The sequence below is a fragment of the Peribacillus frigoritolerans genome (genome assembly GCF_040250305.1).
Lineage (GTDB): Bacteria > Bacillota > Bacilli > Bacillales > DSM-1321 > Peribacillus.
Genome location: NZ_CP158190.1, coordinates 2,859,986 through 2,875,579, shown reverse-complemented (window position 1 = coordinate 2,875,579; position 15,594 = coordinate 2,859,986). Strand labels below are relative to the sequence as shown.

15 protein-coding genes are annotated in these 15,594 nt (G+C 36.4%); 14 read left to right on the top strand and 1 reads right to left on the bottom strand.

Going from position 1 to position 15,594, the window contains the following annotated elements:
• Positions 1–11 precede the first annotated feature (11 nt).
• The 4 genes from ABOA58_RS14115 (at position 12) to speD (ending at position 4,033) form a co-directional block, all read left to right on the top strand.
• Positions 12–665: an ABC transporter permease gene (locus ABOA58_RS14115; RefSeq protein ID WP_133346510.1), complete on the top strand. Its 654-nt coding sequence runs from the start codon at positions 12–14 to the stop codon at positions 663–665.
• A gap of 11 nt (positions 666–676) precedes the next feature.
• Positions 677–1,594 (top strand): osmoprotectant ABC transporter substrate-binding protein, encoded by a 918-nt coding sequence (locus ABOA58_RS14110; protein WP_350298890.1) that lies wholly within the window; start codon positions 677–679, stop codon positions 1,592–1,594.
• A 17-nt stretch (positions 1,595–1,611) separates the two neighbouring features.
• The gene (locus ABOA58_RS14105) at positions 1,612–2,274 is read left to right on the top strand and encodes an ABC transporter permease (protein ID WP_350298889.1); all 663 of its coding nucleotides are present in this window, start codon (positions 1,612–1,614) and stop codon (positions 2,272–2,274) included.
• A 922-nt stretch (positions 2,275–3,196) separates the two neighbouring features.
• Positions 3,197–4,033, top strand: coding sequence for an adenosylmethionine decarboxylase (gene speD / locus ABOA58_RS14100; RefSeq protein WP_095391141.1), 837 nt, complete (start codon positions 3,197–3,199; stop codon positions 4,031–4,033).
• Positions 4,034–4,056: 23 nt separating this feature from the next.
• Here the strand turns inward: speD and ABOA58_RS14095 are convergent, their stop codons facing one another.
• Positions 4,057–5,082 (bottom strand): YeiH family protein, encoded by a 1,026-nt coding sequence (locus ABOA58_RS14095; RefSeq protein ID WP_350302874.1) that lies wholly within the window; start codon positions 5,080–5,082, stop codon positions 4,057–4,059.
• A 133-nt stretch (positions 5,083–5,215) separates the two neighbouring features.
• Between ABOA58_RS14095 and ABOA58_RS14090 the strand changes: the two genes are divergently transcribed.
• The 10 genes from ABOA58_RS14090 (at position 5,216) to ABOA58_RS14045 (ending at position 15,579) form a co-directional block, all read left to right on the top strand.
• Positions 5,216–6,109, top strand: a complete 894-nt coding sequence (locus ABOA58_RS14090; protein ID WP_350298888.1) for a selenium metabolism-associated LysR family transcriptional regulator — start codon at positions 5,216–5,218, stop codon at positions 6,107–6,109.
• A gap of 238 nt (positions 6,110–6,347) precedes the next feature.
• Complete coding sequence (locus ABOA58_RS14085) at positions 6,348–7,253, top strand: hypothetical protein (RefSeq protein ID WP_350298887.1); 906 nt, start codon at positions 6,348–6,350, stop codon at positions 7,251–7,253.
• A gap of 545 nt (positions 7,254–7,798) precedes the next feature.
• A complete protein-coding gene (locus tag ABOA58_RS14080) occupies positions 7,799–9,715 on the top strand; it encodes an asparagine synthase-related protein (RefSeq protein ID WP_350298886.1) in 1,917 nt (638 codons plus the stop codon).
• A 14-nt stretch (positions 9,716–9,729) separates the two neighbouring features.
• A complete protein-coding gene (locus tag ABOA58_RS14075; RefSeq protein WP_133346496.1) occupies positions 9,730–9,855 on the top strand; it encodes a paeninodin family lasso peptide in 126 nt (41 codons plus the stop codon).
• Positions 9,856–9,944: 89 nt separating this feature from the next.
• Positions 9,945–10,883, top strand: a complete 939-nt coding sequence (locus ABOA58_RS14070) for an aldolase (protein WP_350298885.1) — start codon at positions 9,945–9,947, stop codon at positions 10,881–10,883.
• Positions 10,876–11,175 (top strand): lasso peptide biosynthesis PqqD family chaperone, encoded by a 300-nt coding sequence (locus ABOA58_RS14065; protein WP_350298884.1) that lies wholly within the window; start codon positions 10,876–10,878, stop codon positions 11,173–11,175. Before ABOA58_RS14070 ends, ABOA58_RS14065 begins: the two co-directional genes overlap by 8 nt.
• A 33-nt stretch (positions 11,176–11,208) precedes the next feature.
• Entirely contained in the window at positions 11,209–11,664 is a 456-nt protein-coding gene (locus ABOA58_RS14060) for a lasso peptide biosynthesis B2 protein (protein WP_350298883.1), read from the top strand.
• 14 nt (positions 11,665–11,678) lie between these two features.
• Positions 11,679–12,860: a nucleotidyltransferase domain-containing protein gene (locus ABOA58_RS14055; protein ID WP_350298882.1), complete on the top strand. Its 1,182-nt coding sequence runs from the start codon at positions 11,679–11,681 to the stop codon at positions 12,858–12,860.
• A 1-nt stretch (position 12,861) separates the two neighbouring features.
• Positions 12,862–14,649: an ABC transporter ATP-binding protein gene (locus ABOA58_RS14050; protein ID WP_350298881.1), complete on the top strand. Its 1,788-nt coding sequence runs from the start codon at positions 12,862–12,864 to the stop codon at positions 14,647–14,649.
• A gap of 180 nt (positions 14,650–14,829) precedes the next feature.
• Positions 14,830–15,579 (top strand): YveK family protein, encoded by a 750-nt coding sequence (locus ABOA58_RS14045; protein WP_350298880.1) that lies wholly within the window; start codon positions 14,830–14,832, stop codon positions 15,577–15,579.
• Positions 15,580–15,594: the final 15 nt, after the last annotated feature.

The following is a 15,594-nucleotide window of genomic DNA, read 5'->3' as shown; positions in this document are numbered from 1 at the left end:
AGGTGAATCAGATGGAAGCTTTGCTCAATTTTTTACAAACGAACTGGCAAGAATTGATTTATAAGGCATGGGAGCACTTATATATATCCATGATCGCTGTTTTCCTCGGAATAATAGTTGCTGTACCATTAGGGATCATGTTGACCCGAATGAAAAGGAGCGCTTCGATAATAATCGGAATTGCAAACATAATGCAGACACTGCCGAGCCTTGCAGTCCTGGCCTTTTTCATTCCTTTCCTCGGCGTTGGGAAAACACCCGCAATAATTGCGTTATTTTTCTACTCTGTTTTACCCATACTCAGGAATACATACACAGGCATTAAAGGCGTGAATGAAAATCTGCTGGAATCCGGCCGCGGCATCGGAATGACAAGCTGGGAGAGAATTCGTCTGGTAGAATTCCCGCTGGCACTTTCAGTCATTATGGCTGGTATCCGTACGGCTTCCGTCTATTTAATCGGGTGGGCCACCTTGGCTTCTTTTATTGGAGGCGGAGGACTTGGAGATTACATTTTTATCGGTTTGAATTTATACCAAACAGAATATATCATCGCAGGTGCAGTTCCGGTAATCATCATGGCTATCCTTGTGGATTATGTATTCTCGATCATTGAACGAAAAGTCGTTCCAAAAGGATTGAAAGGTATGAAGGAAGTTGCTTGAGGAGGATTACCATGTATAAAAAAATGAGACGTACAATTTTAATGGCCCTTTTAGTTTGTTCATTAATGATCACCGGTTGTTCTTTACCTGGTTTAGGGTCATCTTCTGAATCTACTGTCAAGATCGGTGCCCAAAGCATGACCGAATCCGAAATTCTTGCGAACATGATTGCTCAACTCCTTGAAAGGAATACGGAACTTGATACGAAAATCATCAAAAATCTAGGTTCCAATTTCGTTCAGCAAAAAGCGATGGAGACCGGTGATATAGACATTGCCGCAACTCGATATACAGGGACGGATTTAACGAGTGTCCTGGGACAGGAAATCGAAAAGGATCCAGTAAAGGCGATGGAAATTGTTCAAAGGGAATTCAAAGAACAATATGGGTTCAAATTTTTTGATTCCTATGGGTTCGATAACACGTATGCCTTTACGATTTCAAATGAATTGGCTGAGGAAAAAGGGTATCAGAAAATATCTGATTTGGAAAAGGATGCAGATCATTTAAGGTTAGGTGTAGATAGTGCTTGGCTGAAAAGAAAAGGGGATGGTTATAGAGGGTTCGTCGATACATATGGATTGGAATTTGGGGAAACTTATCCGATGCAGATTGGCCTGGTATACGATGCAGTCAAAAATGGACAGATGGATATTGTTCTTGCATACTCATCAGACGGACGGATTAAGGTTAATGATTTGAAGCTTTTAGAAGACGATAAACAATATTTCCCACCATATGACTGTTCACCGGTCGTTACCGAAGAATTATTGGAACGATATCCTGAGATTGAAGATGAACTTAATAAGTTAATTGGCGAAATCACTACTGAAACCATGCAGGAACTGAACTATGAAGTTGATGGGAACTTGAAGGAGCCATCGGTCGTAGCTTCAGAATTCCTTAAAGCACATAAATATTTTGAATAAATGGGAGGTGCAAACTAATGGAAACCTTGCAACAGCTGGGAACTTATTATTCACAGAATTGGATGTATGTACTTACTGAATTTTATCGCCATTTTTTAATGTCAGCATATGGGGTTTTATTTGCAGCAATTGTAGCCATCCCGATAGGCATTTTCATCGCTAAACATAAGAAATTGAGTAATTGGGTATTTTCGATAACGAATGTCATACAAACCACACCAGCATTGGCTATGCTCGCACTCTTGATGCTAGTAATGGGGTTAGGAACAAATACAGTAATCTTATCATTGTTTTTATATTCCTTACTGCCGATCCTGAGGAACACTTATGTCGGTATTACAAGTATAGATCATGCTTATTTAGAATCTGGAAAGGCAATGGGGATGACGAAGCTGCAGTTACTAAGAATGGTCGAACTGCCATTATCTCTGTCTGTCATCATGGCTGGCTTACGTACAGCGCTTGTCGTTGCAATTGGAGTAACTGCTGTCGGTACATTCGTAGGGGCAGGCGGACTGGGGGATATCATTGTCAGGGGAACGAATGCTTCAAATGGAACGGCAATCATACTTGCAGGAGCAATCCCGACGGCAATGATGGCCATTCTCTCAGATCTTATACTCGGATGGCTGGAACGAATTCTTTCACCGATAAAAAAGAAAAAAATTCATACTGCATAGAACAAAATCAAGACAATAAAAGAGCCAATGCTGATGAAACGGCTCTCAATTTCTAGGCAAAAGGGGTTCGGAATAAAAAAATTCCGAACCCCTTTTAAAATTCCCTTTGGTTTTCTGTTGCATCTGCGAAAACACGCTCGTTACTTTGCGTTTCGCATATATAGGTTTTACATCTTGATGATTCCCGCAGATAATCTGCTTCTTCTAATAAGCTTGCCAGATGCCGTGTCACTACCTTTTGATGGTCTTTGCTTTCTGTACATCGTGATAAAGATGAGCATGTTGCACTAATTTGTTTTGGCGATACTCGCGATAACCTTCTTTAATTGTTGAGTAATTAAAAATTTCGTCCGAAGGGGCAAAGGTAACATTAACAATTAAAGTGTTTATCGTAAACAAAGTCATTTTTGATGCGAAAGAATCCTTCTTTTGTGCGAGAACGTGTATAGGGGGAAAGCAGGTGTGATTTCTTCGTTTAATAGAATCTTTCCTCAAGTGATGTTTCCAAAACAACTGATTTGAAGCAACGCCTTCAACTCTCAGGTATGTTTTCTATCTATATTTTATAACAAAGTTGATTGGAGCGGGTGTGCGAGACTCCTGCGGGAAAAGCGCGTCTAGGGGAGACCCAGCAGGCACAAGCCGAGGAGGCTCCCGGACCGCCAGCGGAAAGCGAGTGCCTGGAACGGAAATCAACGTTCAAAATGTAAGCCATAAAGAAACTATAGGCAAAATCATTTTAACGGTTGTCTACAGACTCAGAGCCAATGCTGATGCAATGGCTCTTTTTATCAGGTTTATATACCAGAAAATAACTTTTTCCTTTTAGAAGATGGAAGTTGAGCCCTGTCTGCTTAGTTTTTTATTTCAGAAAAAGGGTAACTATAAGGATAGTGCTAAAAAAATATAAGGGGAATCAATCATGAAACTTACACCAGAGCAGCGTATTGAACTTCATGGCTTTAATAATCTTACGAAATCTTTAAGCTTTAATATGTATGATATTTGTTACACAAAAACCAGGGAAGAGAGGGAGGCCTACCTGGATTATATCGATGAACAATATAATGCAGAGCGGCTTTCGAAGATCTTGCACAATGTTGCGGATTTAATAGGGGCGCATGTCTTAAATACGGCCAAACAGGATTATGTCCCTCAAGGCGCCAGTGTAACCATTCTTGTTTCAGAAGGACCTGTCGTCGAAGTACCTATGGGGACTTATGAGGAATCACCAGGACCTTTACCTGATAATGTGGTCATGCAACTGGATAAAAGCCATATTACCGTACATACATACCCTGAATACCACCCAAATGAAGGCATTAGCACATTCAGGGCCGATATTGATGTCTCTACTTGTGGAGAAATATCACCTCTTAAAGCCCTTAATTATCTCATTCATTCCTTCGATACCGACATTATCACGATCGATTACCGAGTGAGAGGCTTTACGAGAGATAAAGATGGGCGGAAATTGTTTATTGACCATGATATTAATTCCATTCAAAACTATATTCCTGATGAAGTAAAGGGTTTATATGACATGATTGATGTGAATGTATACCAGGAAAATATATTCCATACAAAATGTAAGCTGAAAAGATTTGATATTAATAATTACTTATTCGGTTATACAGAGGAAAAGCTGAATAAAGAGGAAAGGCAAGAAATTATAGAAAGGCTTCAAACGGAGATGGATGAAATTTTTTATGGTGCCAATGTTCCGCATCCAATAGAAAAAAACAAGCATGCCGATTAAGGGATGCTTGTTTTTTTGAAAAGTTAATTTAAATGGAATGCCTGCACCAATACATACCCGAGGCATGTCAATAAGATAGAGCCGATCAGTCCAGCTAAAAAAGGTTTACCTCCATATTTTTTAAAAGTTACAAGGTCAATATTCAATCCTAGTCCTGCCATGGCCATAGCCATGAGGATATAGGAAAGCATAACAAGTTTATCAGCTAAAGGTTCAGGAACTGCACCAGTAGAGTAAATGGCACTCATTATTAAAAATCCAAAAATGAACCACGGTATCTGAATGGAATTCCAGGAAAATTTCTTTCCGGTAACTGTTGATCGGTCTTTCCAATTCATGATGAACCCAATTAAAATGGCAACGGGAATGAGCAGTGCCACCCTTGTCAATTTGACCACCACTGCCAAGTCGACTGCCTCATTTCCCCCTGGAGCTGCTGCAGCGATGACATGAGCAATTTCATGGAGTGTCGCACCCGAAAAAATACCATATCCTTGATCGGATAACTGCAATAATGGATATAGGATCGTATATCCGAAAGTGAAGGTTGTGCCTAAAACAGCAACCGTCGCTACAGCTATTGCTGTATCTTTTTCCTTTGCTTTTATTTGCGAGGAAATTGCCAGGATGGCAGCAGCTCCGCAAATTCCCGTTCCGCAAGCTGTCAATATGCCAAGTTTTTTCTCAACTTTAAATAGGCGGGTCAATCCATAAACTACTAATATACCAAATGCAAGACTAATGGCACCAACTGCAAATGTTTTCGGACCGGCATTAAAAATATCCTTTAGGTTCAAGCGCATGCCCAATAAGATAATGCCCACTCTCAAAAGGACTTTACTTGAATAATTTGTCCCTGCAACGGCGTAGGCTGGGACGCCAATTAGCGATTTCCAAACAACACCAATCAGTATCGCAATGACTAACTGTCCCATTATATGAAGGAATGGAAGCTCTGCTAAGTATTTTGCTGCAATGGCAATTAGCAAAGTCAATGCTATTCCTTTTGTAAATCCAAGTTTTTTAGTTATAACCTTTGTTTGTTCCAGTGTGATCACTCCATCTATGTTGATGCCTTAACTTTAAAGCTTAATTAAAAATAAGTGAAATATATTTTTGCTATTTCAATGATTACTTCTACTTATGATAAAATGAAACGCATAGGTAAATAGGGAGGTAACCATGGATCCATTAAAAGTATTCGTAACCGTAATCGAACAGAAAAACTTTTCAAGAGCAGGGGACATTCTGAACCTGTCGCAGCCAGGAGTCAGTCTTCACATAAGGAATCTGGAAAATGAGTTAGGAACGAAATTAATTTATCGTTCTCCCAAACAAGTTCAAATAACAGAGCCGGGAAAAATTTTGTATAGACATGCAAAGCAAATGCTTAATCATTATGAGACAGCAAAAAGAGAAATAAATGAATTTAATAACGTGGTTAGCGGAACGATGAAAATAGGTGCAAGCTTCACGATAGGAGAATATTACCTTCCAAAAGTATTGGCAGAATTTGCGGCTCAATATCCGATGGTGGACATACAAATCATCATCTCGAATTCAAATGATGTCATTCAAGGAATACGTTCGAATAAGCTTGATATCGGCTTGATTGAAGGTGAAACGGATTATAAAGATATAGATGTCAGACCATTCATGAATGACGAGATGATAGTTGTCGTCCCCCCTGATCATCCACTTTCACAGATGGATCTCATCGAGGGCACCTTGCTCCAAAACCAAACATGGGTACTAAGGGAGCAAGGATCGGGAACCCGTACATATTCCGATAAACTTCTCAGCAGTCTGGAGTTAGACATAAAGAAAACCTTTATTTTCACCAGTATCCAAGGAGTGAAAGAAGCGGTGATGGCTGGGCTTGGCATTGCCCTTTTATCTCGATTGACTGTACAAAAAGAATTGAAGTCCAATGAATTGAAAACCTTCCATTTGAAAAATGAGCCCATTATAAGACCTTTTTCGATCGTGAAAAAGTTGGACTTCGAAGCATCAAAAGCCATGGAGTTGTTTTTAAGGAAGGTCGAAGAATTTGCGATAAAGGGCCGTCCTAAATAAAACCTTAAACATTTGCTCATCCTTTCATTTTCAATGAAGAGGTTGGGCATTTTTAACGACGAAATATTATTAATTTTAATGAAAACGTCGAAAGTAATTTGGAATATGTCAATGATTAAACGAATTTTACGTATTTTAACATAATAGCAAACATATAAATTTAATAGGCAGTCTCCAGGAAGTTCTAAGTCCCTGTAGACTTTTCCTGATATTAATAATCTTAAAAGGAGCAACCACATTGGCTATAGAGGAGCAGAAAGATAAACGGATTTCTGTTTTCGACAGGATTATTGGATTCATGCCGAAATTTTATGTGATTGGAACAATTTTAATTTTTGTTTATACGCTAGTTGCGATGGCTCATTTAGGTATCCAAACTTTGAAAAAGCCAGAGGAAACCGTTGTACCTGCCCCCCCTGTTTCTCAAGGCTTTGAACATACATTGATATCGTTAATCATCGAACCGATCGTAACATCTGAATTTTATCAAATCATCTTTAACACGTTATTTCTTTACCTAGTTTGGATATTGCTTTTCCTATTAGCACCGATTGCTTTTTACCGTTTAAAACACTTTAAATTTTTTAATATCGAAATTGAAATTGAAAAACAAGATGCAGCCGTTTATGAAGTATTCAGCATGAGCAGTTCAAAAATGAAATTTGCTGCGTATTTAACATCCGAGGAATTTCAATTGGAGATATCAGAGGAAATTGCCAACAGCAAGGATTTTAAAGCACCCTTAGTCTATACATTGGACTGTGCCGTGGATTTTTATTCCGATCAATTAGGACTTTCCTTTACCTATGATATCTATACCCTGAACCAGTTCAAAAAAGCAAAGCTGCCTAAATCCATCAAAACGATTCTTGATAAGTCGATTCAAACCGGCGATCCGTGCATTACGAATAAAAGTAACAGCGATAGTGAGTATTACAAGAATTTCCTTCTTTTTTATTTCGAAAACATGGACGGGAAATTCGTCACTGTCTTAAATAGTTATCAAACTGAATTCGATACATTCGATAAATCAATGCTAAAAATCCTGCAAAACGTCATTTACGATTACTATTTACAATATAACTATATTTACGAAGCGAGCGAGAAGTTGGAAAAGAATGAAACCATTTCCCATAATAATTAAAAAAACCACCCTACAAGTGGTTATTTTTTTTGGAAAGGTGATTGTTAATTATATTTTGGACAATTTCATTGTTTCCAATGAGCTCAGACGATTTATTGACATGCTGTTCCCTAAAATCCATGTTCTTTATTTTCTTAGACTTTTTCCCATTTTTAAAATTATTGAAGGCATTTAAAAAAGCTATCTGAATCACTCCCCTTATAGATTAGTATATTCATATTATGGATAAAATTTCATGAAAAACCTCAATTTATTAAAAAATGTTAATGTTGTTTCCTTTATGATGTTCCGCGTTCAATATAGTATTAAAAGATGATTTCCGAGAAATAAAATAAATGTCAATAAAAAAGGAAAATCAAAATATTCGTAAAATATATTTGTTGTATATTGACAGTTGATTAACGTAGGTGGTACTTTATACATAGGCGTTCTTTATAAAGAACGAATAATGAAAGCTTACAAGAATTATGGTTTGGGAAGTTCTTTTTTAAGTACATATCATATGATGTATTTTATCTTGAACATTCACCGGCAGGAGGAAAAATATGAGTGCAATCGCTGGCCTCTATCATTTAAACCAAGAACCAATCAATCTCCATCATGGGGATATATTAATGAAATCATTACATAAATTTCCGGCAGACAGCATTCAAATATGGAATGATGAGAGAGTCCTATTTGGCTGCCATAATCAATGGATTACCCCTGAATCGGTGAATGAAACTCTGCCATTTTATGATTATGCCAGACAGCTTGCCATTACCTCCGACGCAATCATTGATAATCGGGAAGAATTATTTGAACGATTACAGGTTAAGAATTCTGACCGACTGAATATGACGGATAGCCAATTGATTCTGCTTGCCTATTATAAGTGGGAAGAGGAAACACCAAAGTATTTGGTTGGTGAATTTGCTTTCATGATTTGGGATCAAAAACAACGCAAATTGTTTGGAGCTCGTGACTTTTCAGGAAGTCGCACTCTTTATTTTTTTATAAATCAAGATAAATTAGCATTTTGTACTACGGTTGAACCGTTGCTTAATTTGCCATATATAGAAAAGAGATTGAATGAGGAGTGGTTATCGGAGTTTTTGGCCATTCCCATTAATGTGGAATCAGTAGATTCCTCTTCAACAGTTTATCAAAACATTAAACAGATACCCCCTTCACATTCAATAACGATCATTGATGGAAATATAAAGTTTTCACGTTATTCCTTTATTAAAAACGAAGTGAAGCTAAAGTTAAAGACTAATGAAGAATATGAGGAAGCTTTCAGAGAAGTTTTCGATAAAGTAGTGAGATCCAAATTAAGGACCACATTTAATATTGGTTCACATTTAAGTGGAGGACTGGACTCTGGATCCGTCGTTAGCTTTGCAGCCAGGGCTTTAGATGAGCAAAAAAAACAGTTATATACATACAGCTATGTACCAGTTGAGGATTTTGTCGATTGGACTCCTAAAAGCAGAGTAGCTGATGAAAGGCCTTTTATTTCTTCTACTGTTGAACATGTAGGAAATATCAGGGATCACTATTTGGATTTTAAAGATAAAAGCCCTTTATCAGAGGTGGATGATTGGCTTGAAGTGCTAGAAATGCCTTATAAATATTATGAAAATAGTTTTTGGTTAAAAGGAATTTATGAAAAAGCTGCACAAGAAAATATCAGGGTGCTACTAAATGGTCAAAGAGGTAATTGGACCATATCATGGGGACATGCTTTAGACTATCAAGCTAGTTTATTAAAGCAGTTTAAACTGGTTCACTTTTACAAAGAATTACATTCATTCAGTGAAAATCATGGAGTGAACAAATCAAGAGTTATGACAGAGGTAAGAAAAAAAGCCTTCCCATCATCAGCAGGAGAACCTTATCCAATGTTAATAAACCCTGAATTCGCAAGAAGAACGAAAGTATTCACCAAATTAGAAGAACATAACATTGATGTTAAAGGTACCATTAGACAAAATGTTTTTACTATGAAAAGAACTCAATTTGAACAATTATACTATTGGAATATCAATGGGAATATTTCCACCAAGCTATCCTTAAGACATTCTATAGCTGAACGTGATCCAACTAACGATCTGCGTATCATCCAATTTTGCAATTCAGTTCCAGAATCACAATATGTATTAAATGGTCAGGATCGCTCCTTAATAAGAAGGGCCACTAAGGGGTTTCTGCCTGATAATGTTAGGCTGAATAATAAAACGCGCGGAATACAAGGCTCAGATGGAATTCATAGGATGGCATCATCATGGAGTTCATTTATAGATGAAATGCATAGTGTTAGTAAAGATGAAGTCATGTCTGAATTTTTAAATTTGGAGGAAGTTAGAAAAGCACTTATTAGCGTCGAACAAAACCCTCTTCCAGAAAAAGTGTTTGATGATGATTTCAGAATTTTAATGCGCAGCATAATCGTGTCACGATTTATAAAAAAACATTTTTGAAGGGAGGTGAAACGATGAAAAAAGAATGGGAAAAACCAAAATTAGAAATACTTAATGTTAATTTAACAATGGCTGGACCAGGAAGGAGACTTCCTGATGCGATTCAACCAGATCCGGATGATCCGGTAAAATTCAGTTAAATTTCATTTAAAAGGATTTATGCCCTTACACCGTGTAAGTGTAAGGGTTTCTTTTGGAAACAGTGATGATATGTTTGGAGTGAAGAAGAATGCTAAGCACGGAAAAAACATATACGTATACCACATTTGGGTTAATTGCAGAAAGTGTACTTCCTCTTCCTGAGTTAGAGAAATTGACAGATATTGAAAAGGAAGCAGATATTACGATTAAAAAGAAAGATTTATCAAATGTTTGGTCAAACATAAATCCTTTAATTCGTACAAGTTTTGTCGTTGAAGGAAATCGCGTAATGTTCGAAGTGCCGGGAGTAGCTGTTTTTTCAATAGAAGATGGGAAAACCATTACGTTTACAATTTACGACAGTGATAACGATGATAAGATTCGGCTTTATATTTTAGGAAGCTGTTTAGGAATTTTGTTGATGCAAAGAAAGGTATTGCCACTGCATGGAAGTGCAATAGCGATTGAAGGAAAAGCATATGCTTTTATTGGTGAATCAGGAGCTGGCAAATCTACTCTAGCTTCCTCTTTCGTAAACAAGGGGTATAAACTTTTAAGTGATGATGTAGTGGCAATATCTCTAATGGAGGAAAACCAGCCATGGGTTAACCCCTCATACCCTCAACAAAAGTTATGGCAGGAAAGTTTAAACGCTTTTGGATTGAATTCAACTGATTACCAACCTTTATTCGATAGGACGACAAAATTTTCGATACCAGTGCAAGCAGACTTCTATAACAAACCTTTGCCACTTGGAGGGATATTCGAATTAGTTGGAGCTGATATAGAATCGATTGAACTTCAAACTATTGAAAAGCTTCATCGATTTCAAGTAATGCACGAACATACCTATAGACGATCTCTAATTGAAAGAATGCATATGATGGATTGGCATTTCAAGATTTGTGCAAAGTGTATGAATTCCGTGCCGATTTATCGATTAAGTCGTCCAACCTCAACATTCACAGCCCACGAAATTGTAACCACGGTTCTAAGTGTAATTAAAGGAGAGAAAATAAATGATTAACGCATCAGTTCTATCAAAAAATAAAGTAATTACTCAAAGTCAGGGAAATATTGTTAGTGATATGGATGGGGAATTGGTCATGCTTAGCATTGAAAAAGGGAATTATTATAATCTGGGAGTTCTAGGTGGGGAAATTTGGAGTTTAATTGAAAAACCAATTATAATTAGTGACTTACTAGATAAATTGATTTCACAGTATGACGTCAGTCAACAAGAATGCGAAGAAGAAGTGTTATCGTTTTTAAGTGATTTATATAATGAGGGGTTAATTATCTTACCAGCTGAAATTTAAGCATTTATATTCCAGTTTATATAGGGGCAAAATATGAATCTTTATAAAAAAATTAACACGTTCATATCATTCAATAGGAGCATGAAGGGGTTATTGTTTGAAGCTTTATTTTTTTTAGCAGTGGGCCGTATTTTTAAATTGTTTCCATTTATTAAGAGTGCCCGATTACTGGGAAACCACATGGAAGAAACCAGCTATTCTATAAAATATTTAGATAAAGAAGTAATCAAGAACATTTCAGATGCCATACATATCATGAGCCGTTATACATTCTGGGAGAGCCAATGTTTAGTTAAGGCGGTAGCTGGAATGAAAATGCTTGAAAGAAGAGGAATGGAAAGTACAGTTTACTTTGGCACGGCAAGAGATGAAAAAGGTGATTTGATTGCTCATGCTTGGTTGCGGAGTGGTCCGTATTATGTAACGGGCGCAGAAGAAATGGGTAAATTCATTGTTGTCGGGAAATTCGCTAAAACAAAAAAAGCTTAAAAAGAGGGAATTAAATGAATGACAAAACCAATTTCGATTCTTCAAGCATATCTAATGAATTAAAGTTTTTATTGGATTGTCTGAAAAGTGAAACAAACAAGCAGTCTCCATTTAATGTAGAACAAAACCTTGATTGGAATTTGTTCTTGAAACTAGCCAGGCATCATCGGGTTTACCCACTTATTTATCCAAAACTAAAATCCGCAAATTATATTCCTGCACCTATAACTCAATCGATGTACTACGATTATCAAAAAAACACCTTTAAAATGTTAAAGCTAAGTGGGGAAATCGAAAGAATTTCCCGAGTTGTTTTTGAAAATGAAATTTCCACGCTTTTTTTAAAAGGACCTATACTGGCAGCTGACTTATATGGAGGTATATCCCAAAGGACGTCAAGTGATGTTGATATTTTGGTTAACATCGATGATCTAGAAAAGATCGAGTCCCTTTTAATTCAAATGGGATATGTAAAAGATGAATATATACAAACCGTATTAAATGATTGGAAGTGGCGCCATCATCATTTTGTCTATTTTCATACCGAGAAAGAGATTAAACTTGAAATTCATTGGCGTTTAAACCCAGGTCCAGCCAAGGAACCAACTTTTAATGAATTATGGCTAAGAAAAAGGGTTAGCTCACTAACTACTTCATATCCGATATATTGTTTAGGTAATGAGGATCTCTTTTTATTTCTAACTTCACATGGGGCACGTCATGGATGGTCACGCCTTCGCTGGCTAGTGGATATCGACCGACTTTGCCAAAAAAAATTGGATTGGGATAAAATCATTAGTCTGCTAAAAAAATATCAATATATGCATGTTGCAGGTCAAACATTAGTCCTGACTTCCCAATTGTTAAATACACCGATATACAAGGAAGTAAACGATCTTACATTAAAATACCGTTCCAATCGATTGGCACAAGAAGCACTATTTTATATTAAACGATTCATTAACCTTCATGATGAACCACTATCTGAAGAGATTGCTAGTTATCATAAAAAGCATCTATTTTCACTCATGTCATTTCAGAATAAACTGTTATTCATCCTCAGTTTTCTTCATCCTTATTTTGAGGATACAAAAACCTTGCCGTTGCCTCAAAAGTTCCATTTTTTATATTTTCCTTTGAGGCCTTTATTATGGTTTTGGAGAAAAACGAGAATACGAAATGTCATAGGAGGATAAGATGAAACAGCTGTGGTTCTTTTTCAAAAGGCTATACACTTTCACAGGGAAAATACTTTTTATCAATATGCTAGGAATGGTCATTGTTAGCTTATTGGACAGTGTAGGCATTCTTTTATTAGTACCGATGATAAGTGTTAGTGGAATTATAGATATAGATCTATCAAATAATCTTCCTTCCACGCTCTCATGGATAGTCGAGATACCTAAAATGATAAGTCTATCAATTATTTTAGGTTTTTATATTGTTTTAGTGATTCTCCAAAACATCCTGCAACGAAATCTTACAATACGTGATGTGAGAATGCAGCAAGCATATATAAGTCATTTAAGGATTCAATTGTATCAGTCATTATTACATGCCAACTGGGAGTTCTTTATTAAAACACGGAAATCGGATTTAATAAATATCATGACAAACGATTTAGCACGAGTTAGTGCAGGAATTAATTTAATCTTACAATTATTAGCCTCAGTGATCTTTACTTTCATTCAAATTTGTGTGGCGTTTTGGTTAGCTCCGAAAATTACAATATTCGTTTTGGTTGCTGGTTTGGTCCTGGCCTTATTTTCAAGGAAATTCATCCGAAAAGCTAAGTCATTAGGAAGTAGGACGTCTCAATTAGCACTAAGATATTTAGCCAGCGTTACCGATCAGTTAAATGGAATTAAGGATATAAAAAGCTATCATTTAGAGAAATCACATGTAAATTGGATCAGTTCTTTAACGAAAGAAATGAATGACGAGCAAGTTGAGTATATTAAATTAAACACAAAATCTCAATTATCATATAAAGTATCATCTGCCTTATTAATTGCATCTTTCGTTTTTTTATCCATTACACTTTTTGCTGCTCAACAGGAAGAACTTTTACTCATTATCCTTATTTTTTCAAGGTTATGGCCTAGATTTACAGCCATACAAAGCAATATGGAAAATATTTCTTCAACTTTACCAGCTTTCAAATCCATTATGAAAATAGAAGGTGAAGCGAAAGGCTACAAAGAGGCTTATAGTCTTGAGAATATCATGCCAATTGTCATCGAACAAAAACTGGAATGTCATGATCTTTTTTTTCGTTATAACAAAACTGAAGCAGACTATACTCTGCAAAATATCAATATAGCAATACCCGCTAATAGGTTGACGGCTATCGTTGGTCCATCCGGGGCAGGTAAAAGCACATTAATCGATCTAATAATGGGCCTCATGCTCCCTGATGTGGGAGAGATTATAGTTGATGGTAAAAAACTTTCTAGAAAAGATTTAATCGGTTTAAGGAAATCGATTAGTTATGTTTCCCAAGATCCATTTTTATTCAATGGAAGTATAAAGGAGAATTTGCTTTTAGTCGATCCGAAGGCAAGCGACCAACAAATATGGGAAGCATTGGAATTTTCTGCCGCAGCTGATTTTGTGATTAAATTGCCTCAAAATATAGATACGGTAATTGGGGATAGAGGCATTAGGTTATCCGGGGGAGAAAGACAGAGACTAGTTCTAGCAAGGGCTATATTACGTAAACCATCGATTCTGGTTTTGGATGAAGCTACCAGCGCCCTTGATAACGACACTGAAGCCAAAATTCAAAAAGCTATCGAAACTTTACAGGGCCGCATGACCATCATTGTCATTGCACACCGTTTAAGCACCATAAGGAATGCCGATCAAGTCATCGTATTAGAGAAAGGTGAAATTTTACAGAACGGTGAATATAGTGAGTTGTCTAAAGAAAGAGGTTTATTTAAACAATTGCTAACAAGAGAAGTGGATACGATAAATTCATGAAAGAATTTCTAAAATAAAAGTAGATAACTAGTTGACTCGTTCTTTATAAAGAACTAAAATAAGGATATATTCATAGGAAAATTAACACATAAGAAGAATAGTACAGTTTTAGCTGTTTTACATCGAGGCTTAAAACACTATTGTTCTTAATAAAGAAAAGTGAGTTGAAAAGGTGGTTCAATGACAAATTACTCAAAAAGGAACTTTGAAAATCAACAACCTGCCAAAGAGATAAATTTAAAAGAACTGATCGGAATCATTAGTAGGCGTATCTGGATCGTCATTATTGTCACACTCTTATTCATACTGGCAGGATATTTGAAAACTTTAACAACAACCCCTCTTTACCAGGCATCTACGAGAATTATTATTGAAGCCAATCAAGATAAAATGAAAACTCTTCAAGTCATAATAAAAGATACTACAGTTTTACAGAAAGTTATCGATGAAATGGAATTACCGCTATCACCAGAAGCATTGGCTGGGGCTATAAACGTAACCAGTGTAGAGGAATCAGAAGTAGTCAGTATCAGCGTCACATCATCCAATCCTTATACAGCTGCCGAGATCGCCAATACGACGGCGAGAGTATTTAAAAATGAGGCTCCTAATATAGTGGACTTTAAAAAAATACGAAACTTGTCCCCGGCCAAGGTAAACTTAGTGCCCATTAACGGAGACAATAATGGAACAATTATAAAAAGCGGAATTATAGGTTTATTTTTGGGCATCGGGCTTACATTTTTATTGAATTCATTGGATTATACAATTCGTAACGAGCAAGAAGTAGAGGATATCATAGGTTTTCCAGTTATAGGACATGTATCTAAAATGAATAAAAAGAATTCGAATGTCAGTAAAAACAATATAAAAAAAATTAAAGAAGTGCAACAAGCTAAACATTCAAAAGAAACAAGAGCAGAATTGTGAGGTGGTTTGAATGAC